General features: G+C 73.1%; 24 protein-coding genes. 7 read left to right on the top strand and 17 right to left on the bottom strand.

The window, feature by feature from the left end:
* Positions 1-65: 65 nt before the first annotated feature.
* Positions 66-1,841, top strand: coding sequence for a SulP family inorganic anion transporter (locus tag DXZ73_RS33150; RefSeq protein WP_162890422.1), 1,776 nt, complete (start codon positions 66-68; stop codon positions 1,839-1,841).
* A complete protein-coding gene (locus DXZ73_RS33145; RefSeq protein ID WP_116214640.1) occupies positions 1,838-2,428 on the top strand; it encodes a DUF4232 domain-containing protein in 591 nt (196 codons plus the stop codon). The genes DXZ73_RS33150 and DXZ73_RS33145 overlap by 4 nt, the downstream gene beginning before the upstream one ends.
* A gap of 62 nt (positions 2,429-2,490) precedes the next feature.
* Here the strand turns inward: DXZ73_RS33145 and DXZ73_RS33140 are convergent, their stop codons facing one another.
* The 3 genes from DXZ73_RS33140 to DXZ73_RS33130 form a co-directional block, all read right to left on the bottom strand.
* Positions 2,491-3,390, bottom strand: coding sequence for an oxidoreductase (locus tag DXZ73_RS33140; RefSeq protein ID WP_116216037.1), 900 nt, complete (start codon positions 3,388-3,390; stop codon positions 2,491-2,493).
* A gap of 176 nt (positions 3,391-3,566) precedes the next feature.
* The gene (locus tag DXZ73_RS33135; RefSeq protein WP_338059149.1) at positions 3,567-3,851 is read right to left on the bottom strand and encodes a DUF397 domain-containing protein; all 285 of its coding nucleotides are present in this window, start codon (positions 3,849-3,851) and stop codon (positions 3,567-3,569) included.
* The gene (locus DXZ73_RS33130; RefSeq protein WP_116214638.1) at positions 3,839-4,666 is read right to left on the bottom strand and encodes a helix-turn-helix domain-containing protein; all 828 of its coding nucleotides are present in this window, start codon (positions 4,664-4,666) and stop codon (positions 3,839-3,841) included. The genes DXZ73_RS33135 and DXZ73_RS33130 overlap by 13 nt, the downstream gene beginning before the upstream one ends.
* Positions 4,667-4,798: 132 nt before the next feature.
* On the opposite strand from DXZ73_RS33130, the gene DXZ73_RS33125 reads away from it, so the two are divergent.
* The 4 genes from DXZ73_RS33125 to DXZ73_RS33120 are packed head-to-tail and all read left to right on the top strand — an operon-like array spanning position 4,799 to position 5,844.
* Positions 4,799-5,032 carry a hypothetical protein gene (locus DXZ73_RS33125; protein WP_116214637.1) on the top strand — a complete coding sequence of 78 codons (234 nt, stop codon included), beginning with the start codon at positions 4,799-4,801 and terminating at the stop codon, positions 5,030-5,032.
* Entirely contained in the window at positions 5,029-5,196 is a 168-nt protein-coding gene (locus tag DXZ73_RS38495) for a hypothetical protein (RefSeq protein ID WP_162890421.1), read from the top strand. Before DXZ73_RS33125 ends, DXZ73_RS38495 begins: the two co-directional genes overlap by 4 nt.
* Positions 5,178-5,441, top strand: a complete 264-nt coding sequence (locus DXZ73_RS38490; protein ID WP_162890420.1) for a DUF6255 family natural product biosynthesis protein — start codon at positions 5,178-5,180, stop codon at positions 5,439-5,441. Before DXZ73_RS38495 ends, DXZ73_RS38490 begins: the two co-directional genes overlap by 19 nt.
* A gap of 10 nt (positions 5,442-5,451) precedes the next feature.
* Complete coding sequence (locus DXZ73_RS33120) at positions 5,452-5,844, top strand: VOC family protein (protein WP_116214636.1); 393 nt, start codon at positions 5,452-5,454, stop codon at positions 5,842-5,844.
* 26 nt (positions 5,845-5,870) lie between these two features.
* On the opposite strand, the gene DXZ73_RS33115 is transcribed toward DXZ73_RS33120, so the two are convergent.
* From DXZ73_RS33115 to DXZ73_RS33060, 12 genes are all read right to left on the bottom strand, one after another.
* A complete protein-coding gene (locus DXZ73_RS33115; RefSeq protein ID WP_162890419.1) occupies positions 5,871-7,028 on the bottom strand; it encodes a serine hydrolase domain-containing protein in 1,158 nt (385 codons plus the stop codon).
* 175 nt (positions 7,029-7,203) lie between these two features.
* Positions 7,204-7,662 (bottom strand): hypothetical protein, encoded by a 459-nt coding sequence (locus DXZ73_RS33110; RefSeq protein WP_116214635.1) that lies wholly within the window; start codon positions 7,660-7,662, stop codon positions 7,204-7,206.
* A 71-nt stretch (positions 7,663-7,733) separates the two neighbouring features.
* On the bottom strand, positions 7,734-8,417 hold the full coding sequence (locus tag DXZ73_RS33105; protein ID WP_240351600.1) for a 4'-phosphopantetheinyl transferase family protein: 684 nt from the start codon (positions 8,415-8,417) through the stop codon (positions 7,734-7,736).
* 169 nt (positions 8,418-8,586) lie between these two features.
* On the bottom strand, positions 8,587-11,274 hold the full coding sequence (locus DXZ73_RS33100; RefSeq protein WP_338059148.1) for an AMP-binding protein: 2,688 nt from the start codon (positions 11,272-11,274) through the stop codon (positions 8,587-8,589).
* A complete protein-coding gene (locus DXZ73_RS33095) occupies positions 11,271-11,501 on the bottom strand; it encodes a phosphopantetheine-binding protein (protein WP_116214633.1) in 231 nt (76 codons plus the stop codon). Before DXZ73_RS33095 ends, DXZ73_RS33100 begins: the two co-directional genes overlap by 4 nt.
* 5 nt (positions 11,502-11,506) lie before the next feature.
* On the bottom strand, positions 11,507-12,139 hold the full coding sequence (locus DXZ73_RS33090; RefSeq protein ID WP_116214632.1) for an isochorismatase family protein: 633 nt from the start codon (positions 12,137-12,139) through the stop codon (positions 11,507-11,509).
* 47 nt (positions 12,140-12,186) lie between these two features.
* Positions 12,187-13,848 carry a (2,3-dihydroxybenzoyl)adenylate synthase gene (locus tag DXZ73_RS33085; protein WP_116214631.1) on the bottom strand — a complete coding sequence of 554 codons (1,662 nt, stop codon included), beginning with the start codon at positions 13,846-13,848 and terminating at the stop codon, positions 12,187-12,189.
* A complete protein-coding gene (gene dhbC, locus DXZ73_RS33080) occupies positions 13,845-15,053 on the bottom strand; it encodes an isochorismate synthase DhbC (RefSeq protein ID WP_116216035.1) in 1,209 nt (402 codons plus the stop codon). Before dhbC ends, DXZ73_RS33085 begins: the two co-directional genes overlap by 4 nt.
* A 176-nt stretch (positions 15,054-15,229) precedes the next feature.
* On the bottom strand, positions 15,230-16,045 hold the full coding sequence (locus tag DXZ73_RS33075) for a 2,3-dihydro-2,3-dihydroxybenzoate dehydrogenase (RefSeq protein ID WP_205519279.1): 816 nt from the start codon (positions 16,043-16,045) through the stop codon (positions 15,230-15,232).
* Positions 16,046-16,201: 156 nt separating this feature from the next.
* Complete coding sequence (locus tag DXZ73_RS33070; RefSeq protein ID WP_116214629.1) at positions 16,202-18,184, bottom strand: prolyl oligopeptidase family serine peptidase; 1,983 nt, start codon at positions 18,182-18,184, stop codon at positions 16,202-16,204.
* 34 nt (positions 18,185-18,218) lie between these two features.
* Positions 18,219-19,556: a M20/M25/M40 family metallo-hydrolase gene (locus tag DXZ73_RS33065; RefSeq protein WP_116214628.1), complete on the bottom strand. Its 1,338-nt coding sequence runs from the start codon at positions 19,554-19,556 to the stop codon at positions 18,219-18,221.
* Positions 19,549-20,382, bottom strand: a complete 834-nt coding sequence (locus DXZ73_RS33060) for a M55 family metallopeptidase (protein ID WP_116216034.1) — start codon at positions 20,380-20,382, stop codon at positions 19,549-19,551. The genes DXZ73_RS33065 and DXZ73_RS33060 overlap by 8 nt, the downstream gene beginning before the upstream one ends.
* Positions 20,383-20,655: 273 nt before the next feature.
* Here DXZ73_RS33060 and DXZ73_RS33055 point away from each other — a divergent pair, with 273 nt between their 5' ends.
* Positions 20,656-21,021, top strand: coding sequence for a hypothetical protein (locus DXZ73_RS33055; RefSeq protein ID WP_116214627.1), 366 nt, complete (start codon positions 20,656-20,658; stop codon positions 21,019-21,021).
* On the opposite strand, the gene DXZ73_RS33050 is transcribed toward DXZ73_RS33055, so the two are convergent.
* Entirely contained in the window at positions 21,011-21,952 is a 942-nt protein-coding gene (locus tag DXZ73_RS33050; protein ID WP_116214626.1) for a GlxA family transcriptional regulator, read from the bottom strand. The two genes, DXZ73_RS33055 and DXZ73_RS33050, sit on opposite strands and share 11 nt — an antisense overlap.
* Positions 21,949-22,533, bottom strand: coding sequence for a cysteine hydrolase family protein (locus DXZ73_RS33045; protein WP_116214625.1), 585 nt, complete (start codon positions 22,531-22,533; stop codon positions 21,949-21,951). The genes DXZ73_RS33050 and DXZ73_RS33045 overlap by 4 nt, the downstream gene beginning before the upstream one ends.
* Positions 22,534-22,589 lie beyond the last annotated feature (56 nt).

Raw genomic sequence — 22,589 nt, 5'->3', positions numbered from 1 at the left:
CTATTCCCCCCGCACCGGATTTCGGCAATGCGAAAAAATTCCAGATGATAAACACAGGAGACGTCATGTCGCACACGCAGACCGCCGTCCGGTATCTGTCGCGTGCAACGGCCCGGGTCCGCGGATACCTGCCCACGCATCTACCCACGTATCTGCCCACGCGGGACGACCTCGCCGTGATGTGCGCGTCGCCGCGCGAGGACGCCGTGGCCGGGCTGTCCGTGGCCGTGGCCGCGCTGCCCCTGTCCCTCGGTTTCGGCGTGGCCTCCGGACTGGGGGCGCAGGCGGGGCTGGTCAGCGCGGTGGTCGCCGGAGGGCTGGCGACGGTGCTCGGCGGCTCGAAGCTGCAGATCACCGGGCCGACCGGGATCCTGGCCGTGGCCCTGCTGCCGGTGGCCCGGGCCTATGGGGCCGCGGGCGCGCTGACGACCGGTCTGCTGGCCGGTCTCGTGCTCATGGCCGCGGCCCGCTTCGGGATCGGCCGGTACGTGCGCCTGGTGCCCGCACCCGTCGTCACGGGCTTCGTCACCGGCGGCGCCGCGGTGATCGTGTGCCAGCAGATGCCCGCGGCGCTCGGCACCCACGGCGCGGACGGCGAGGGCGTCGCCGTCTCGGCGGTCCGGGCCCTCGGCGACTTCTCGCCCGACCGGAACGGGGCAGCGGCGGCGATGACGATCGGCGTGCTCGCGCTGTGCCTGGCGGGCCGGCACCTGCGCCCCGTCCTGCCCGTACCGCTCCTGGCCGTGGGCATCGCGACCGCGCTCACCCACTTCCTGCACCTGCCGCTCGCCACCGTCGGGCGGCTGCCCGCGGGACTCCCGGCCCCCTCCCTCGACTTCGTCTCGCCGATGCTGGTGCCGCACCTGCTGCCCTCGGTGCTCGCCGTCGCGGCCCTGGGCGCGCTCGAAGCCCTGATGACGGCAGCGGCGGCGGACGCGCTGAGCGATGGCGAGCGCCACGACGGCGACCGCGTGCTCCTCGGGCTGGGCGTCGCCAACGTGGTCGCTCCCCTGTTCGGCGGGGTGGCCGCGACGGGCACCGTCTGCCGCACCGGCATCAACATCCGCTCCGGAGCCGTCTCCCGGCTGGCCGCCCTCGTCAACGTGGCCGCCATCGCGCTCGTCGCCCTCACCGCGGGTCCGCTGGTGTCCGCCGTCCCCCTGGCCGCGCTGGCGGGCTTCCTCATCGCCACCGCCGCGCGCATGGTCGACCTCACCGCGCTGCGGGCCCTGCGCGGCTCCGGCCACGGGCAGTTGGCCGTGGCCGCGGTCACCGCGACGTCCACCCTGCTGTTCGGTCTCGCCACCGGTGTCACCGTCGGCGTCGCGCTCACCGCGGCGCTGTCCCTGCACGCGGTGACGAGGACCGCCGCGGTCCACCGCATGCTGCCCCGGCAGAACCCGGCCCGCGAGGGCGACGCACCGCCACCCGTACCCGACGACGCGTCCGTCGCCGTCTACCGCATCGACGGGCCGCTCCTCTTCACCACAGCCGAACGGCTCCTCAAACCCGTCAGCGGCTCCCAGGCCACCGTGACCATCCTGCACATGGCCCGCGTCACCATCATCGACGCCACCGGTGTGCTCGCCCTCGGGGAGGCCATCGACATCCACTACCGGCGCCGCGCCCACATCCTCCTCAGCGGCATCCGCCCGAACCACCGCCCCCACCTGGATTCCCTGGGCGTTCTGCGCAGGCTGCGCTCCCACGAGCACCACGCCTTCGCGGCGCCCGCCGACGCGGTCCGCTACGCGCAGCATGCCCTGCTCAACCCGCTCGCCCTGCCGGCGCCGGCGCCGGATGCGTCGTGGCTGGAGACGGATGACACGATGTCGGGATGAGACCGGCCGCATCCATATCCGCAGCACGGCTCCTCCGGCTCGGCGTGCTGCTCGCCGCGGCGGGGCTGCTCTCGGGCTGCGTCGTGCCGGCACCGAGGCCGGCGGGCCCGCTGTCCGCTGATCCGACGCCCCATCCGGCCGACGAGTTCGCCCCACTTGCCTGCCCCGCGTCGGGGCTCCTCGTCCGGACCGGCCCGTCCGACGCGGCGATGGGACTGCGGGTGCTGACGATCGAGGTGTCCAACTGCGGCAAGGAAGAGCAGGTCGTGAACGGCTATCCGGACGTACGGATCCTCGACCGCGACCGGAGGCCGGTGGAGGTGGAACTCGAGCGCGGGGCGAAGTCCATCCTCGCCCAGGAGGACTTCGACGCGGGGCCCGTGCGGTTGACGTTGCCGCCGGGACAGAAGGCGGTGGCGGCGCTGGCGTGGCGGAACACGGTGGATATGGCCGGGTCGCCTGTGAACGGGGCGTATGTGTCCGTCGCCCCCGTGCCGGGTTCTGCTCGACAGGACGTGCCGGAGACGATCGACCTGGGCACGACGGGGAAGTTGGGCCTGAGCGCTTGGGCGGCGCCGAGGCGGTAGTCGGCCGGGCTGGGTTTTGGGCCGAGCGTCTACCTGTCCCGCCTCTCCTTCGCGGCGCACCCCTATGGCGCGGTGCGGCCGATCGAATCGAGGAGTTCGAGTTCCTCCGCCGTCAGCCGGAGTGCGCCCGCCGCCACGTTGTCGACGAGGTGATCCGGGGCGCCCGTACCGGGGATGGCCAGCACGTGCGCGCCTTGGTGCAGGATCCATGCCAGGCGTACCTGCGCCGGTGATACGCCATGTGCGCGGGCGACGGCACGGACCTCGTCGTGCTCGGTAAGTACGGCTCCTGCCTCGCGCCCTTGCCCGGCGATGGAGAAGAAGGGCACGAACGCGATACCGCGTGTCGCGCATTCACGGATCATCTCCTCGCCGATGGGCGCGTCGATGCCGTAGCGGTTCTGGACGCACACCACCGGTGCGATCGCCTGGGCTTGCGCCAGGTGCTCCGGGCGGGCGTTGGAGATGCCGAGGTGGCGGACGAGGCCGGCGTCGCGCAGCTCGGCGAGGACCCCGAAGTGCTCGCTGATGGAGCGCTGACCCATGATGCGCAGGTTGACCACGTCCAGGTAGTCGCGGCCGAGTTGGCGCAGATTCTCCTCGACCTGGCCGCGCAGCTGGTCGGGCCGCGCCGAATCGGTCCACTCGCCGGATGTGTCCCTGGCCGGGCCGACCTTGGTGGCGATGACGAGATCGTCCGGGTACGGCGCCAGCGCCGAGTTGATCAGCTCGTTGGCGGAGCGCAGCCGGGAGAAGTAGAACGCGGCGGTGTCGATGTGGTTGACGCCGAGTTCGACCGCGCTACGGAGTACGGCGATCGCCTGACCGCGGTCGCTGGGGGCGCCCTGGTGAAAAGCGGCGCTGCCGGTCAGGCGCATGGCGCCGAAGCCGATCCTGTTGACCTTGAGGTCACCGAGCAGCCAGGTGCCAGAGGCTGCCGCGTTGACCGTGCCCGACGTCATCTTCTCCATCAACTCCATCCGATCAGCCGTCGCCCTCGACGGTTCAAGGCGCGGCGGTCCTGGAGTATGCGCAGGTGAGAGGCGTGGCGGGAAGGCGCGGAGCGTCGGGGGAATGTCACAGTGCGACCGGGGAACCCCCGCAGGACCCCCCGAGTTGTCACTACTGACGCTTCCCCTCACCCCTTCCGGAGGGTCAGCAGGAACTCCGTCCAGGACGCGGCGGGAAAGAGCAGCGGGGGAAGGTCGGGGGTCTTACTGTCCCGGACGGGGACGAGGTCGGGTATGTTGTCGGCGATTTCGACGCATTGACCTTCATTGCCGCCGCTGTACGAGGATTTACGCCAGCTCGCGCGCGAAGCGAAGTTTCGGGCGACCTCCACGCAGTTGCCTTCGTTGCCGCCGCTGTAGCTGGACTTGATCCACTCCGCACCGGAAAGGTCGAGCGTCTTCATCTGGTCCATTCCTCCATCACCTCACGAATCAGGTCAAGCGAATCCGATGGGGACAGCGCATCAGCGCGCAGCCGTTCGTAGGTTACGTTCGCATTCGCCACGATCGCAGGAGAGTCGATCACCTGGCCGGAGATCGGGTTCTCAACGTAGAGAACGTCCGGTTCCTCATCGCCGAACCGGAGAACGATGAACGGCAGCTGCGATGCCGGGGCACCCGACCTGAACGGAAGCACCTGAAGCGTGACGTGAGGCGACTCCGCCTCCTTCAACAGGTGTGCCATCTCCTCGCGCATGACTTCCGGGCTACCGATCATGCGACGGAGGCACGACTCATCGATGATCACCCAAAGCAGCGGCGGATTCTCGCGCTCCATCACTTGACGTCGCTTGAGTCGCCGCGTCACCTTCTCGGCGGTCACGTCCAGTTCGTCGCGCGGATGTGCTTTGCGGAACACGGCGTTCGCGTACCGCTCCGTCTGCAATACGCCCATGATGAGGTTCGAGCTGTAGTCCAGGATCACTGTCGCCCGCTGCTCCAAGCGCAGATACGGCTCGAACCACTCCGGATATCCACGCTGAGCGACCTGCCTACGCAGGCGCGCGAACGTGCCCGGCGTGCCGAAGATCCTGTCACATGCGGCCGCGAACTCCGGGCTCGCGAGCCGCTCCCCCGCCTCCACCTTGGCCACGTACTGCTGACCATACGTCGCCTTCTCGCCCAACTCGCGCTGGCTCAGCCCACGGTCCGTACGCCACGCGCGCACCTCGGTGCCGAAGTACGCCGCGCCGGTCAGGTGCGCCCCATCGCTCCAGTCGTCTGCCATGGCAAACCCCCTTCACCCCAGTCCCGTTGGGGTGACTTCAGATCTGTTCACCGTACGAGCGGAGGGCGAGCCTGGAACCACACACAGTGAACAACGCCCCATGTGGGCGAACCGGTTACGTGAGGTTGCCCTATGGCCCATACCCCTCAGCCCGCCCCCTACGCCGCCCGCAAGGGCGAACTCGTATGGGACAGCGCACTCGACCGCGTAGGCGAGGTCACGGACGACCGCTACCGGCTCCGTCCGCCCGGCGGCGGAGCCGAGTGGCACGCGGAGCCCCGCTCCATCCGCCCGGCCACCCGCGCGGAAGCGCTGCGCGCCCGCGTGGCCGTCGCGAACGCGGAGAGCCGGAAGGGGCAGAAGTGACCACTCCGGACGCCGCCGCGCAGGCGCCCGTACCACCGGCCCGCTGCGAGGAATGCCGACGGATCAAGGCCGGGCACTACGAGGCCAGTCGGGGTGGCGACCTCCAGAAGGCCAAGGCGTGGACGGCGGAAATGGGGCGCCACGTATGGGCGGCGCACGCGTGACCATGACCTGGCTGGGGCGCCTCGTCCGGCACTGCGCGCACGCGGCGGGCTGGCGCAGCAGCGGTGGGGTCGCGCGGTGCGCCGCCGGTTGCGGGACGGAGCGCTTCACGGGGTACGAGGCGCTGCTGCCCGCAGCAGGAATGGCCCCGGAACCGCCGCCTCCTACAGACACTTGGCGGGGACTCGGGGACACCCGGGACCAGCGCTGGACCTCCCCCCTCTACGCCGCGCGCGCCCTTGAGTGATGATGGCCCGATGAATCGTCTCGGCCTGGTGGCCCTCGTCGTGCGCGACTACGACGAGGCCATCGACTTCTACGTCAACTCCGTCGGCTTCGAGCTAGTCGAGGACACGCGCATCGACGAGCACAAGCGGTGGGTGGTCGTGTCCCCTCCCGGCGCGAGGGAGGCGGGCGTGCTCCTCGCGCGGGCCGTCACCCCGGAGCAGGAGGCCCGGATCGGCGATCAGACGGGCGGGCGCGTGGGGCTGTTCCTTCATACGGACGATTTCGCAAGGGATCACGACAGGATGCGCGCGGCCGGGGTCGCCTTCGAGGAGCAGCCGCGCGAGGAGCCGTACGGCACGGTGGCGGTCTTCCGGGACCTGTACGGCAACCGCTGGGACCTGCTCCAGCCCGCCCACGGCTAGTTCGTACGTCTACGGCCGACCCGACATCAGTGGCACAGGGCCTTGTCCACGAGGCTCTCCACGCGTTTCATCGTCGCCCCGTCGCTCGGCTGGGTGGTCACCGCGATATTGGCGGCGCGGCCCTTGGCGGTGACTCCGCCCCGGGTCTCGTATCCGGTGGTGCTGCCGCCGTGGCCCCAGTAGACGCCGCCGCACGACAGTGGCGTGCTCACGAGCCCCAGTCCGTAGCGGGCACCGTCGGCGAAGGGGGCTCCGGCGGGGACGGTGGTGTGCATCTGGGCGAGCTGGGCCGGCGGGAGGAGGCGGCCGGCCAGGAGCGCGGTGAAGAACTGGTTGAGGTCGGAGTTGGTGGAGATCATCTGGCCTGCCGCCCAGCCCCAGGAGGGGTCGAATTCCGTGACGTCGAGCGGGGCGCCCGCCACATCCCGGTCGTAGCCCTTGGGATGGGCTTCCCGGATGGTCGCGTCACCGGGGGCGGGGAAGTAGGTGTGGCGCAGCCCGATGCGCTTGATGATACGCCGGTCCATCTCCTTGGCGACGGAGTGGCCGGTGACCTTCTCGACGATCAGGCCGGCCAGCACGTAGTTCGTGTTGCTGTACTCCCATTTCTTCCCGGGGTCGAACTCCGCCTTGTGCCGGAGGGCGAGGTCGAGGAGCTCTCGGGGGACGTAGTACCGGGGTTCGTCGGCGAGGTACTTGACGTAGTTGGGAAGTCCGCTGGTGTGCTGGAGGAGCTGGCGGACCTTGATGTGGCGTCCGTCGATCCCCTCCCCGCGGACGAGGCCCGGCAGATAGGTCTCGACAGAGGCATCGAGACCGATCTTCCCCTCACCGACCAGTTGCAGCACGACCACCGCGGTGAACGTCTTGGTGTTGCTGCCGATCCGCACCTGCCCGTCGACCGGCACCTTCGAGCCGGTGGCCAGGTCGCCCGCCCCCGCGGTGTAGGTACGGGTGCGGCCCTCACGGTCCTTCACACTCGCCAGCGCGGCGGGCACGCCATCGGTGCGTACCAGCGAGGTCAGCCCCTGCTGGACGGTGTCCGGCCCGGCGGCGGCGAACGCGGCGGGCGGCGCCAGGACACCCACCGCCATGACGCCCGCGGCCACTGCGACCGGCACCGCTCTGCGCCGACCACTCCGCCGCCCGGAAGAACGGAACCTCTGCCATGTCTGCTCGCGCACGAGTCAACTCCTACGGAATCGTTGGGAAACCAGTGGTATGTACCGGGCCCAGCATTTCCGCATGCGACCGCCCGGGACGATCCCGCTACCCGCACGGCCGCAAGTAGGGCTAACCCCCGGTAGGGCCCTGGGGCAGCCGCGCGGACAGTGTGTGCCGGAAGACGTTCCCCGGGTCCTATTCCGGGGCGAGGCGGTCCGCGAGGCGGCCCAGGCCGCCCTTGATCATTTTTCCGTAGCCGTCGTCACCGAGCTCGTCCGCCGCGGCCTGCCCTCGGGCGAGGTGATCGCGCGCACGGTCGAGATCACCGAGCTTGCGGTACGCCTCTCCGAGGTTGAGGTGCAGCGAGGGGTAGAAGGCGGCCACCGGGCTCGGCACACCGGCCTGCCGCGCCCGCTCGTCCGTGATCAGATCGGCCGCTTCGAGCGCGCGCAGGTCCCAGAGAAGCTCCTCCCGGACGTCGTCCTGGACATCGGCCATCGAGTGCGCGAGCGCGCAGCGGTGCAGCGCGTCACCAGCGGGGCCGATCGCCTCCCACAGGTCGGTGAACAGGCGGCGGGCGCGCTCCCGTTCGCCGCTCTGGCCCAGCTCGATGCCGCGGCCGATCTCGGTCATCGTCGGGTCGGGTGCGCTCATGCTGACTCCTCGTCGGGGCGGACAACCAGTGATCGCCGAGCGTAGGGCCGACCACTGACAACCGGCCCCGGCTACCCCCCGGCGGTCGCCACCGCGATCGCCGCCGCGTATCCCCCGTCCACTTCAACGTCCGTCAGCGTCCAGCCTCGCGGTGACGTCGGGGTGCGGCCCGTGCCGACGTACTGCTTGGCGGGGTTCTCGGAAAGACCTGTTCCGATGCCCTTGAGGTACGCCTCCTTGCGCGTCCAGCAGCGCGCGAACGCCGTCGGGAGTTCCGCCGCCGGGAGCGCCGCCAGCTCGGCGGTCTCGTCGGGGTGGAGCATGCGCGCCACCCCGGTGACGACATCGGCCGGGTGCTCCTGCTCCACGTCCGCCCCGACCGGAGTGTCGGCGAAGGCAAAGAGCGCAAGGTCACCGGCGTGCGAAAGGTTGAAGTGGAAGGGTGCGCCGACCGCGGCGGGGCGGCCGTGCGGGCCGCCGCAGCCGGGGCACGGCTCGCGCGTCAGCGCGACGGCGGCCGGGTCGGTACCGAGGTAGGCGCCGAGCAGTTGGCGCAGCGCTCCGTGGCTCGCGACATAGCGCTGCCGGAGCGGTTCGCGCGCGAACGCGGCCGCTCTGGTCCGCTCCTGGGCGTCCAGTGTCTGCTCGTCCGCTTCTGCGGTGGTGTCGATGCGCAGCAGCCATACGTGGGGTGGGGTGGGGGTCCAGACGGCGGGGAGGGGGTCGTTGCCGAGGATGCGGGGCGTGATGGTCACCCGGTGGATCTTCCCCTACCCCGCCCCTTCCCGCAGCGTCTGTTGCACGGCTCCGCCGCGGCCGGGGCTCCGCCCCAGACCCCGAAGCACGCTTCGCGCGCTGTCCTCAAACGCCGGACGGGCTGGAAAAAGCCGGCCCCAGCGGCGGCATCCGCTGGGGCCGGGGTCATTACCGCAGTGGGCCTACGCGGTCGACACTGCCGTCGTCCCGCCACCGCGCAAGCACACCCGCGCGGTACATCCGAGCGCCCGGCGGCCCGTACGGATCAGGCTCCGTGTCCGCCGTCGCGAGCCGCTCACCCGCCACGTACAGCTCTCCCGCCACACCGGGCGGGCAGAGTCGGCCAGCCGGGTCGAGGACGTAGAGCCTGGTGTTCCAGGTGGGGCGGCCGATCGGGAGGGGGCCGGTCGTGCCCGGCTCGCACGTGTGGTGCGCCACGGCCTGCCCGTACAGCTGGTGCAGCCGGGTGCCGGGCAGCGCCCGGTGGAACGCGTCGGCCGTGGCGCGCGGCAGCGCGTCGCCACCGCTGAGCACGTCCCGCAGCTCCGTGCACGCTGCCGCGCCGGGCTCCGCGAGGAACGCCGCGAGCGCGGAGGGCGTGAAGTGCGCGACGGTGACGCGGTGTTGACGGATCGTACGGGCGACGCCCTCGGCGCCGGGTTCCGCGAGAACCAGCGTCGCGCCCTCGCGCAGCGGCCAGAACAGCTCCGGTACGGAGGAGCCGGTGCACAGGACCCGGTCCCCGGGGGCGAGGCGGTAGCGCGACTGCGTCCAGCGCAGCCGGTTGTCGACCGTGGCGTGCGGTACGGGCGCGGCCCCGGGGAGCGCGTACGCGGGGTGCTGCGGGGTCAGCGCGCGGCCCGGGTCGGTGGGGAGGTACGCGGCGAGCCCGGCGGTCAAATCAGGGTCGTCGAGGGCGAGCACGGGGACGCGGGCATCCGGCAGCGCGGCGCGCCCCGCGCGGTCGGTGAGGACGCACACAAGGCCCTCGCCCGACTCCGGCCGGTCGAGCGGCACATACGCGCCCCCGGCCTTAAGCACGGCGAGCAGGGCCACGACGAGCTCCGGGGAGTGCGGCAGCGCGACGGCGACGAGCGCACCGGGCCGTACGCCCAGCGTGCGGAGGTGGCGGGCGAGGCGGTTGGCCCGGGTGCCCAGTTCGGCGTAGGTGAGGGTCCCGGCGGCGGAGATCAGCGCGGGCGCGCCCGGGGTGCGGGCGGCGCGGGCCTCGAAGGGGCCGATGAGCGTGGTGGGCGGCACGGCGACTGCGGTGTCGTTGAACTCTGCGCGGATCCGGTCGCGTTCGGCGTCCGTGGCGAGGTCGAGGCCGGCGAGGGGGCGGTGCGGGTCGCTGTCGGCGAGGCGGGTCAGCAGGTCGAGGAAGCGGGTGTGGTGGGCGTCGAGCGCGTCCTGGCCGTAGAGGGCGGGGTTGGCCTCGTAGTCGATGCGCAGGCCGGTGCCGTCGGCGCGGTCGTGGAGGTGGACGGTGAGGTCGTCGACGGGCCCGGAGGCGAGGGTGTGCAGGTCGGAGCGGGCTCCGGCGAAGGCCGGTCCGTCGCTGAGGGGCACAATGTTGACGCGTGGCCCGGCGAGGGCCCGGTCCCGCCCGGTCAGGCCGAGGTCGCGGCGGATGTCCTCGTGGCGCAGGCGCTGGTGGCGGCGTGCGACGCGGATGCCGGTGACGACCTGGTGGGTGAGCTCGGCGAACGTGGTGTCGGGGGTGACGGTCAGCCGCAGCGGGAGCACGTTGACGGCCATGCCGGGGACGCGCAGGGCGACGGAGCCCGTACGGCCCATCACCGGCAGGCCCAGCACGACGACGTCGCTGCGGGTGGCGCGCGCGAGGTAGAGCGCCTGGGCGGCGAAGGCGGCGTCCTTCCAGGTGGCGCGCACGGACGTGGCGAGGTGGCGCAGCCGCTCGGCGGTGCCGGGCGCGAGGCGGGCGGTGCGGCGCAGCGGGGTGCGGGAGGGCGGGGCCGTGCGTCCGGCGAGGGTCGGGACCTCGGGGCGGTCGGCGAACTCGCCGAGCCAGTGGGCGCGGTCGCGGGCGCGGAGGCCGGAGGCGCGGTACGCGGCGTCCTCCTCGACCAGCGCGGCCAGCGGCCCGAAGGGGCCGGGGCCGGGCTCGGCGCCGGTGGCGAGCGCGGAGTACACCTCGGCGACGCGGCGGGCGACGAGCAGGTGTCCGTAGCCGTCGAGGACGGCGTGGTGCGCGCGTTGGTACCACAGCCACCGCCGCTCCCCGACGCGCAGGAGCGCGTGCCGGAACAGCGGTCCTTCGACGAGGTCGAGGGGCTCTTCGAGGTCGCCCCGCATCCAGGCCAGCGCGGAGGCGTCGGGGGCGCGCCGGTCGCGGAGGTCGGCGACGCGGAAGGGGAGGCGCAGCGGCCGGTGGACACCGGAGGGCGGAAGGGCGCGCAGGGATGCCCCTGAAGCGTCGGTCGCCTTGCGGTCGGTCGCCTTCTGGGAGGCGGGGGCGGGGTACGGGGCCGACGTCCCGCGGACCGGGGCCGTGCGCGGGGCGGTCGCGGCGCGCGGCGGCTCGGCCGGGCGGTGGGCGCCGGCCGCGGTCCCGTCCAGCGGTTCGAGTGCGACCGGCAGTTGGCGGAGGCCGTCGGCCGTCGGCACGATGCGGACGCGCAGGGCCTCGGCCTCGGTGACGGTGCGGTGCAGTGCGGTGACGAACAGGCCGGGGTCGACCGGGCCGTGGATCTCCAGGAAGCCGGCGGTGTCCGCGGGCCGGGCGGACCACATGGCCGCCTGTGCCGCGGTCAGCGGCAGCGGCGGGCCCGCCGACGCGGGCGGCTGCGGCCGCGCGTCGGCGGGTGACACCCGGTCCAGGGTGCGGAGGTTCATCCCCGGGCCCCCAGCAGGGGAACCCACTGCTCGATCGCCGGCTGTTCGGCCAGTTCGACGAAGGTGACCTCGGTGCCGTGCGCACGGCGCCAGCGCTCGGCGAGGGTCATGATGCGGACGGAGTCGAGTCCGTAGTCGACGAGGTTCTCGTCGTCGGGGATGTCGGCGGGGTCCTCGCCGAGTACGTCGGCGACGTCGGCCCGGATCTGTTCGAGGGTGAGTGCCATGGGTGTCACGCTCCTTCGAAGAGCCGGTCGGTGGTGGTGACGACGGCGCACTTGGCGGCCGCCCAGCGCAGGGCCATCGCGTGGTCCTCCGGGGAGAAGTCCGCGACGGCGTCGGCGACGACGAAGGGCTGGATGTCGCGCATCCAGGCGTCACCGGCGGTCATCAGCACGCCGATGTGCGCGTACACGCCGACGATGACGAGCTGGTCGCGGCCCTGCGCGGCCATCCGCTCGGCGAGGTCGGTGCGGACGAAGGCGCTGTACTTCCACTTCGTCAGGACGGTGTCGCCCCCGGTGGGCGCGACGGCGGCGGGGATCGCCTTCGCCTGCTCGTCGTCCGGCAGGCCCGGTCCCCAGAAGTCCTGCTGGAGGCCGCGCTCGGCGGGGCTCTGGCCGCCGGGCTGGGCGGAGTAGACGACCGGGACGCCGAGCCGCTCGCAGTGCTTCTTGAGCGTGGCGACGTTGGCGAGGAGCTCGGTGACGGGCGAGGCGCCCTCGGTGAAGGCACCGAGGAAGTAGTTCTGGAGGTCGTGCACGAGCAGGACGGCGCGGTCCGGGTCCACGGTCCAGCCGACCTTGTTCGCGGGCAGCGCGTCGGCGGCCGGCATGGGGTAGGGGGCGATGGCTGGCAGTGCCATGAAGGGGCCTTTCGGGTACGGGAGAGCTACGGGGCGGGCGGCGCGGCTCAGCCCGCGGCGGCGAGCGACGCGGAGATCGCGGCGCGGAGGTCCTTCTTGCTGACCTTGCCGATGCCGGTCTGCGGGAACTCCTCGACGAACTCGACCCGGTCGGGGACCTTGTAGGCCGCGAGTCCGCGCTCGCGCACGAACTTCTTGATGGCGAGGGACTTCACCGGCGCGGCGCCCGCCCGCAGGACGACGTAGGCGCAGGTGCGCTCGCCGAGGTAGGCGTCGGGCATGGAGACGACGGCGACGTCGTGGACGGCGGGGTGGGCGAGGATGTGGTTCTCGATCTCCTCGGCGGCGACCTTCTCGCCGCCGCGGTTGATCTGGTCCTTGGCCCGTCCCTCGACGACGAGGTGGCCGGTCTCCGTGAGCCGGACGATGTCGCCGGTGCGGTAGAAGCCGTCCTGCGTGAAGGCCGTGGCGTTGTGCTCGAGGGCCCGCCAGTAGCCGCGGATGGTGTAGGGGCCGCGGGTGAGGAGGTGGCCGGTCTCCCCCACGGGCAGGTCGTTGTCGTGGTCGTCGACGACGCGGATCTCGTCGTCCGGGGAGATCGGGCGGCCCTGGGTGGTGACGATCGTCTCGAAGGGGTCGTCGAGCCGGGTGTAGTTGACGAGGCCCTCGGCCATGCCGAAGACCTGCTGGAGCGTGCAGCCGAGCGCGGGCGTCACGCGCCGGGCGGCCTCCTCGCTGAACTTCGCGCCGCCGACTAGCAGCACCTGAAGGCTGCTCAGGTCGTACCGGGTCGTCGCGGCGGCCTCGGTCCACACCAGGGCCAGCGGCGGTACGAGCCCGGTCAGGGTGACGCCCTCGGCCTCGATGACGGGGAAGGCCACGTCGGGGCTGGGGTTCGGGGTGAGGACGACACGGGCGCCGGCGTGGAGGGCGCCGAGGGTGCCGGGCGAGCTGAGGGGGAAGTTGTGGGCGGCGGGCAGCGCGCAGAGGTAGACGCTGTGCTCGTCCACCGCGCAGATCTCGTTGGAGCCGCGCAGCGAGTAGATGTAGTCGTCGTGGGTGCGCGGGATGAGCTTGGGCACGCCGGTGGAGCCGCCGGAGAGCTGGAGGAAGGCGAGGTCCTCGGGGCGCGGGGCGTCCGGGGCCGGCACGGGGTCGCGGGGCACGTCGGTGAGCGCGGTGTGCTCCCCGGGGTCGCCGACGACGAAGACGTGGCGCAGGGTGTCCACCTCGGCCCGTACCTTCGAGGCCAGCTCGCGGTGGTCGAACCCGGCCTCGGTGTCGGGGACGACATAGGCGACGGCCTCGGTGAAGGCGCAGAAGTGCCGGATCTCGCTCTCGCGGTGCGCGGGCAGCGCGAAGACGGGCAGGGCGCCGATGCGGAAGAGGGCGAAGACGACCTCGAAGAACTCGGCGACGTTGGGCAGTTGGAGGACGACGCGGTCGCCCTTGCCGATGCCCTTGGCGAGGAAGCCGGCGGCGAGCCGGTCGGCGCGCTCGTCCAGTTCGCCGTAGGTCCAGGCCCGTCGCTCCTTGCCGCGCGCCGCGTCCGCGGGGTCGACGATCGCGATCCGGTCGGGGTGGGCGAGCGCGCGGTCGCGCAGCATCCCGCCGAAGGTCTCGCCGCGCCAGTGGCCGGCGGCGCGGTAGCGCTCGGCGTACTCGGCCGGGTACGCGGGGGCGTCGTGGGTGATCGGCTGGGCGCTCATCGGCCGGCCTCCTGGTGGTCGGCGCCGACGGCGTCGAGGAACGTACGGAACTTGGCGCCGGTCTCGGCGGTCTCGGCCTCCGGCGACGACCGGTCGACGATGCCCGCGCCGGCGTAGAGCCGCAGGGTGCGCTCCTCGGCCTCCGCGCAGCGGATGGTGACGACCCATTCGCCGTCGCCGCTCGCGTCGCCCCAGCCGACCATGCCGGTGAAGTAGCCGCGGTCGAAGGGCTCCAGCTCGCCGATGACGTCGCGGGCGGTACGGGTGGGGGTGCCGCACACGGCCGGGGTGGGGTGCAGGGCCGAGGCCAGTTCCAGCGCGGAGACGGCGGGTTCGGCGAGCTCGCCGCCGATGGTCGTGGAGAGGTGCCACATGGCGGCGGTGCGCACGAGCGTGGGGCGCTCGGGCACGTCGAGGCCGCGGCAGTAGGGGGTGAGCGCCTCGCGGACGGCGTCGACGACGACGGCGTGCTCGTGCAGGTCCTTCTCCGACTGCAGGAGGGCCGCGGCCCGCCGGACGTCCTCGGCGAGGTCGGCGCTGCGGGGGGTGGAGCCGGCGAGCGGGTTGGCGGTCAGGGTGGTGCCGCGCCGGGAGACGAGGAGTTCGGGGCTGGCGCCGAGCAGGGTGCGGCCGGGGCCGGAGGGCACGGCGAAGGTGTATCCGGCGGGGTCGCGGCGGGCGAGCCGCTGGAGGAGCGCGGGGAGGTCGAGTTCGCGGTCGGAGGTCAGCTCCAGGGTGCGGGCGAGGACGACCTTGGCGAAGTCGCCGCGCTTCATGCGGCGTACGGCTTCGGCGACGGCGGCGCCGTAGGCGGCGGGCTCAGGGACGGGGCGGATGTCCCAGCGGGCCGCGGTGGGCGCGGCGGCGGGCAGGGCGATCAGCGGGTCGTCGGCGAGCGGCGGCGCCCAGCGGACGGCCAGGGGCACGGCGAGCTCGGCGGGTGCGGTGGGGTCGAAGGGCACGGTGCCGACGACGATGGGTGCCTCGTGGCCTGCGAGCAGCTGGGCGTCGAGGGTCTCGGTGACGCGCCGGGCGAGGGGGGTGTCGCCGTGCGGCACCTCGGCCCGTACGCCGTGGGCCAGCAGGGTGCGGGTCGGGGAGGCGAAGAAGCGGGCGCGGCCGGGTTCGTAGGCGTCGAGGAGCGAGGTCGCGGCGCCGACGGTGTCGACGGCCCCGCCGGTTCCGCGCCCGGGGTCGCCGGGTATCGCGGTGAGGCGGCCGGCGGGGCGGGCGGCGGGTCCGCTCGTCCGGTCGGCGACATGGTGGACCGTGGTCACCTGTTGCTCCGTTTCCTCCGGTGGGTCTCACCGGCGTGGTGTGAAGGGGGTGCGGCGGGCCGGTGGGCGCGTCGGCCCCGGGTGCTGCCGGGTGTGGCGTGCCGTCAGGCGCGCAGCGTGGCGCCGCCATCGACGTAGAGGTCGTGCATGGTGATGTGCCGGGCGCGGTCGGAGACCAGGAAGGTGACGGCCTCGGCGATGTCGGAGGGCTCGGCGATGCGGCCGAGGGGGATGCCGACGCGGTAGCTCGCGGGGTCGCCGTCGATGACGCGCCGGGGCGCCTCGTCGTCGGTCCACAGGTCGCGCTGCATGGCGGTGTCGGTGGAGCCGGGCGAGACGACGTTGCAGCGGACGCCGCTGCGGGCCAGCTCCAGGCCGAGGCACTTGGTGAACATGGTGGCGGCGGCCTTGGAGGCGGCGTACGCGGCCATGCCGGTGCGGGGCACCCCGGCGGCGTTGGAGCCGACCGTGACGATGCATCCGCCGCGGCGTTCGGTCATCCGGCGGGCGACGGCCCGTGAGGCGACGAAGACGCCGGTGGAGTTGACGGCGAAGGTCCGCTCCCAGATCTCGTCGGTGATCTCGACGACGGGGGAGGCGCGGAGCACCCCGGCGACGTTGACGAGGATGTCGAGCGGGCCCATGGTGCGCTCGACCAGGTCGACGACGGCTTCGACGGCGGTGCTGTCGGCGACGTCGGCGGTGTGGGCGGTGACGGTGGCGGTGCCGAATTCGGCTTCGAGGCGCTTGATGCCGTCCGGGGTCCGGTCGAGGGCCGCGACGCGCGCTCCCTGTGTGACGAGGGCGCGGGTCACGGCCTCGCCTATGCCCTGGCCCGCGCCGGTCACCAGCGCGACGCGGCCGGAGAGTTCTGACTGCTGCACGGCGGTTCCCCCGATTCCCATACGAACGATTCCCATACGAAGTAAGGTAAGGCTTACCTTACATGACGGATTCGGTCGAAGCGCACCGGTCGGCACCTCCGCGACAGCGGCGCACCCAAGGGCTTAGGTTAGGCTAACCTCAGGCTCTTGCCTATAGGGGGAGCCCCCTGGGGTGACGGTTCGTCACCCCGCTCACCGCCTGAGCTCCAGGACGGGTGTGCCGGGCACCTCGACGCCGAAGGTCTGCGCGTAGAGGGACAGTTCCGCCTGCAGCGCGCGGACGATGGTCTCGGCGCGCCGGAAGCCGTGCCCCTCCCCCTCGAAGGCGATGTACGCGTGCGGCACCCCCCGCCCGGCCATCGCCGCGGCGAAGCGCTCGCTCTCCACCGCCGGGCAGACCGGGTCCTCCAGCCCCTGGAGCAGCACGAAGGCCGCCGAGATCCGGTCCACCCCGTACAGCGGCGAGCGCTCGCGGTAGCGGTCCTCGGACAGCGGGCCCACCAGCGTCTCCAGATAGCGGGACTCCATGTCGTGCGTACCGCCCCGGGCCCAGCTCAGCAGGTCCAGCACGGGGTACGCGATGGTCGCGCAGGCGTAGAGGCCGGTGGAGACGAGCGACGCCGCCGCCGTCCAGCCGCCCGCGCTGCCGCCGCGGATCGCCAGCCGGGCGCGGTCGGCGGTGCCCTCGGCGGCCAGCGCCTCGGCGACCGCCGCGCAGTCCTCCACGTCGACCGTGCCCCACGCCTCGCGCAGCCGGTCGCGGTAGGCCCGGCCGTAGCCCGTCGAACCGCCGTAGTTCACCTCGGCGACACCGATGCCGCGCGAGGTGAAATAGGCGATCTCCAGGTCGAGTACGAGCGGGGCGCGGCTGGTGGGCCCGCCGTGCGCCCACACCACGAACGGCGGCAGCTCCCCGTCGGGCGCCGTGTGGTCGGGGCTGTGCGGCGGGAAGACATGGGCGTGGATCTCCCGGCCGTCCGGGCCGGTGAAGGTGCGGATCCGCGGCCGGGGGTAGTAGGCGGGGTCCACGGCGTCGGTGTGGCGGGCGCCGATCGCGCGGGCCCGGCCGGTGCGGGTGTCGAGCTCCACCACTTCGTACGAGGTGCGGTCGCTCGCGGCCACCCCGACGACGCGGGTGCCGCTCACCGCCAGGGTCGGGGCCCACTCCGTCCAGGGCCCGGCCGCGTCGGCGATCTCGCCGGTGGCGGGGTCGAGTATGCCGAGGACCGCGGCGCCCCTGCCGTGCAGCACCGCGACGAGACCGCTGGCCAGCGGCGCGAACCAGCGCTGGTGCGTGCGCCACAGCGGCCCCGCGAACTCCTCCTCGCGGGCACAGAGATTGACGCTCCGTCCGGTGTCCGCGTCCACGCGGTGCAGATTCCACCAGCCGCTGCGGTCGGTCGCCGCGATCAGGGAGCCGTCCGGGGCCCACTCCGCCTGGGCGACGGACTCCCGCGGCCCGCCCAGGACCGTACGGACCTCCGTGAAGCCGCCGCCCTCGGCGACCCGGGCGGTCTTCAGCTCGCTGCCGTCCCAGGGCATCCGCGGGTGGTCCCAGGCGATCCAGGCCGCCCGCCGGCCGTCCGGGGAGAGCCGCGGTCCGGTCACGAAGCGGTGCGCGTCGTCCGTCAGCTCGCGGACGGCGGAGCGGTCCTCGGCCGCCGAACCGTCCAGCGGCACCGCGGCGATCAGCCTGCGCACGTCGGTGGGGCCCTCGCCGGTGAACTCCTCCAGCACGCACCACACTTCGCCGCGCCCGGGCAGGAGCACGGGATCCGCCCAGCGCAGCCCGCCGCCGACCGGGGAGCGCGGGGTCAGCGGCCGGGGCTCCCCGCCGCCCGGAGCGTCGGGCTCGACCGCGTACAGCCGCTGGTCGGCGAAGTGCGTGAACACCGCCAGCGGGCCGCCCTCGTCCCGGGGCACCGCCGCCCAGGGACCGCCGCCGTACTCGATGACCCTGCTCCGCACGTTCCACGGCGCGGCCGGCAGCGAGGACTCGGAGCCGTCGGCCCGCCGCCGCACCAGGGTGTGGCGGCCGCCCTCGGCCGGGCGTGGCTCCACCCACCACACCTCGTCGCCGACCACGCCCACGGCGTCCGGCCTGCCGCCGGAGTGCGCCGCGTGCCCGGCCTCGATCGGGGACTGCCAGGCTCCGTAGGGCGCCGTGGACACCATGTCCGTCACATCTCCTGTCCGTTGAAGTCGAATCTCAGAGGTCCATCAGGAAGTGGTCGAGCACCCGGACGCCGAAGTGCAGCCCGTCGACCGGTACGCGCTCGTCGACGCCGTGGAAGAGCGACTGGTAGTCGAAGCCGGGCGGCAGCCGGACCGGGGAGAAGCCGTAGCCGACGATGCCCAGGGAGGCGAACTGCTTGGCGTCCGTACCGCCCGACATACAGAAGGGCACCACGTGCCCGTCCGGGTCGAAGTGCTCGACGGCCGAGCGCATCCGCGCGAACAGCGGCACGTCGACGGGGGCCTGCAGGGCGTCTTGGCGGTGATAGAAGTCCCAGCCCACCTGCGGCCCGGTGAGCCGGTCCATGGTCGCCGCGAACTCCTCCTCACCGCCCGGCACCGTCCGCCCGTCCACGTGCCCGACGGCCGTCCCGGGGATGACGTTGACCTTGTACCCCGCCTGCAGCATCGTCGGGTTGGCGCTGTTGCGGAGCGTCGGGGCGAGCAGCGCGGCGGCCGGGCCGAGCTTGCCGAGCAGGTCCTCCACATCGAAGTCGGGGGCGTCGGGGTCGGCGTCGATGCCGTGCAGCGCGGCGATCTCCATCAGCGCCGCCCGCACGGTCGGGGTGAGCCGCAGCGGCCACCGGTGGTCGCCGATGCGGGCGACGGCGGCGGCGAGGGCGCTGACCGCGTTCTCCGTGTTGACCTTCGAGCCGTGGCCCGCCCGGCCCCGCGCGGTCAGTCCGATCCAGGCCGTGCCCCGCTCCCCCGCCGCCACCGGATAGAGCCTCAGCCGCGGGCCCGCGTGGAAGGTGTACGCGCCGGACTCCCCGATGCCCTCGGTGCAGCCCTCGAACAGCCCGGGGTGCTCGGCGGCGAGGAAGGCCGACCCGAAGACGCCGGTGTCCTCCTCGTCGGCGGTGAAGGCCAGCACGATGTCCCGGCGCGGCCGGACCCCGGCCCGCGCCCACGCCCGGACGACCGCCAGGATCATCGCGTCCGTGTTCTTCATGTCGATCGCGCCGCGGCCCCACACCACTCCGTCGCGCACCTCGCCCGAGAAGGGGTCGACGGACCACTCGGCGGACTCGGCGGGCACCACGTCCAGGTGGCCGTGGACGAGCAGGGCGTCCGCGTCCGGGTCGGTGCCGGCGATCCGGGCGACGACGTTCGTGCGGCCCGGCGCCTTCTCCAGCAGCACGGGGTCGAGACCCGCCTCGCCCAGCCGCTCGGCGACGTACTCGGCCGCCGGGCGCTCCTCGCAGTCGCCGCCGCCGCGGTTGGTGGTGTCGATGCGGATCAGCTCGGAGGTGAAGCGCACCGCCTCGTCCAGCGCCCGTCCGTCGACCCGCTCCGCCTGGGTGTCAGCCATATTCTTCCTCCACGGCGGCCGACACGACGGTCGTGACCGCTTTGAAGCAGCGAATGCCCTCGTACATGGTCGGCGTGGTGTAGGCGACCCGGCGCTCACCGCTCCGCTCGACGCCCGGCACGCACGTGGCGGCCCCGGCGAGGTGCTCGGCGTCGAACTCCAGCTCCATGGTGAGCGGCCCCCTGCGGACCGGCTCGTGGCGCACCGCGAGCGGCACCGCCTCCCGCGCCGCGGCCCGGATCTCCGCCGCCGTGCGCGCCGGGGTGCGGCACACCGCCGCGTACCGCGACACATAGTCCTTGACGGCGACCGAACGGGCCGCGGGGGCATAGCCCTTGGCGTCCTCGCAGGTCCGGTCGTCACCCGTCACCAGCACCACGGGCACACCGTATTCCGCGACGACCAGAGAGTTGAGCAACCCCTCGCTGGCTCGCGCGCCGTCCACCCATACGCCGGTGAGCGAATTGGCCAGATAGGTGTGCGCGAGGACGCCCTCGGCGCCGGCGGCCGCGTGATAGCCGACGAAGGCGACGCCGTCCACGTCGCCGTGCTGCACGCCCTCGACCATGCTCAGCGTCTTGTGCTTGCCGGTGAGCATCTCGGCGCGCTCGTCCAGCTTCTCCAGCAGGAGGTTGCGCATGCTCCAGTGCGCTTCGTTGACGAGGACCTCGTCGGCGCCGCCGTCGAAGAACCCGGCGATCGCGGCGCTGACGTCGGAGGTGAACAGATGGCGGCAGCGCTCCCACTGCGGGGCGCCCGGCAGCACGTCGCCCGGCCAGGTGACGCCGGTGGCGCCTTCCATGTCCGCGGAGATCAGGATCTTCACCATGCGACAGTCTTATCGCAGGGGGTGGCGGTGCGCACGGGTATCGGCGGGGTTTCTCTCCTCGCCCCGCCGAAGGGCGCTCGCGCGGGCACGAGGAGAGCGGCCGCCATCCGGCGATCGGCTCCGCCCCTCCTGGAGGCCAAGGGCCCCTTGGGGAGCGGCTGTTCGGCGCGCTCGGCGCGCAGCGCCCACCGACGAGTGAATCCCCGCGCGCGGGCGGGGTGCCGTGGGTAGCTGGGGGCACCAGACCGTCACCTTGCGAGGGGATTCCCGATGCGTATCCGCCGTGCCCTGGGCGCCGTTGTGCCCGTCCTGCTGCTCGTCGCCGCGCTCTGCCCGGACGCGCGCGCCGCGAACGGCGCGCTGACCGTGGAGTACGACCGGTGCTCACCGGGCACCGGCGCGGCGGACACGGTCTGCCTGCACGAGACCGTGCGGCGGCGCACCGAGAACCCGCCGGCCGGCAAGTGCGTCCAGCTGCTCTCCGGCGGGCACACCACGATCCTCCAGATCAGCAACGGGACGAACAGCCACGCCTTCTACTACTCCGACAACCGCTGCACCCGGCGGCTGGGAACGCTGGCACCGCGCGCAGCGGTCGGGAACGTCGCCGCGCGCAGCGTGAAGTTCACCCGCTGACCGGCCGGCGCGCCGCCTCCGGCACCGGTGTCCGTCCCCGGAGGCGGCGCAGCATCCGCGCGTCCTGGAAGCCGACCGCGCGGGCCGCCGCCTCCACGGTCGAGCCCTGGGCGATGAGGTGCTCGGCGCGCTCGACGCGCAGATCCTGCTGGTACCGCAGCGGGGTCAGGCCGGTGGCGGCGGTGAAGCGGCGGGTCAGGGTGCGCTCGCTGAGGCCGCAGGCCGCCGACAGGTCGGCGAGGCCCAGCCGTTCGGTGAAGCGGGCGTCGATCAGGTCCTGCGCCTGGTGGACGGCGTCGATCAGGTGGTCGCGGTGCCGCAGCATCACGCTCGCCTGCTGCTCGTCGCCGTTGCGGCGGGCGTGGACGACCATGGCGCGCGCCACGCGGGCGGCCACGGCCGGGCCGTGCCGGGCGGCCACGAGGTGCAGCGCGAGGTCGATGCCGCTCGCGATGCCCGCGGAGGTGACGACGCGGTCGTCCAGGACGTAGAGCACGTCGCGGACGACCCGCGCCCGGGGGTGGCGCCGGGCGAGCTCGTCCTGGAGGTCGTGGTGGGTGGTGCAGCGGCGGCCGTCGAGCAGGCCCGCCCGGCCGAGGGCGTCCGCGCCTGCGCAGACGCTGGCGACGGTGCCGCCCGCGGCGTGGTGCGCGGCCAGCCGCTCCAGCGTCGCGGCCGACAGGTCCCCGTTCTCGCGGAAGGTGCGGGAGCACCAGCCCGGGACGACGACAAGGTCGTCGGCGGTCAGCTCGGGCCAGTCGACGGCGGCCCGCAGCAGCACACCCTGGGCGGTGGGGACGTCCTCCTGCTCGGCCACGTATCCGATGGTGTAGTCGTGGCCGAGGCCGGCCGCCGTGGAGAAGACCTGGGCGGGCCCGGCGAGATCCAGCAGATGCAGCTGCGGGACGAGCAGGAAGACGACCTGTGTCACGATCCGGTCAGCTCCTCGACGGTGGCGATCCTGGCGAAGCGGCCCGCGAGCGCGTACTCGGTACGGGCGACGATCGCGTCCGTGGTCAGGGTACGGGGGTCGGCCAGGATCTCGTCGAGGCTCCGGCCGGCCGGGGCGTCCCAGTGCTCGATGGGATGGGTCGCGGTCGCGTCGGTGACGAAGGTGACGCCGTAGCCGAGGTCGGAGGCGACGCGCGCGGTGGTCTCGCAGCACTGCTCGGTGCGGATGCCGCTGACGACCACGTCACGGATGCCGCGTTCGGTGAGGAGCTGCTGGAGGTTGGTCGTCGTGAAGGCGTTGTGCGAGGTCTTGGTGATGACGGGCTCCCCCTTCAGCGGGGTCAGGCCGTCGATGAGGCGGGTGAAGCCGAGGGCGGGGTCGAAGACGTTGCCGGTGCCCGGCTCGTGGTGGAGCACCCAGACGACGAGGTCGCCCTTGGCCCGGGCGGCGGCGACCAGGCGGTCGACCTTGCCGACGATCCCGGGGTTGGACACGGCCGCCCAGTTGGGCCGCTGACGGAAGGACTCCTGGACGTCGATGACGACGAGTGCGCTGTTCATGGCCTCATCCTCGCCGCCGCGCGGGCCCTCGCCCAAGGCATGATCGGGGCCCGGTG

Source organism: Streptoverticillium olivoreticuli subsp. olivoreticuli (assembly GCF_003391135.1).
GTDB classification, from domain to species: Bacteria; Actinomycetota; Actinomycetes; order Streptomycetales; family Streptomycetaceae; genus Streptomyces; species Streptomyces blastmyceticus.
Note: the sequence above shows the minus strand (reverse complement) of the source record. Positions and strands in the feature narration are given on the sequence as shown.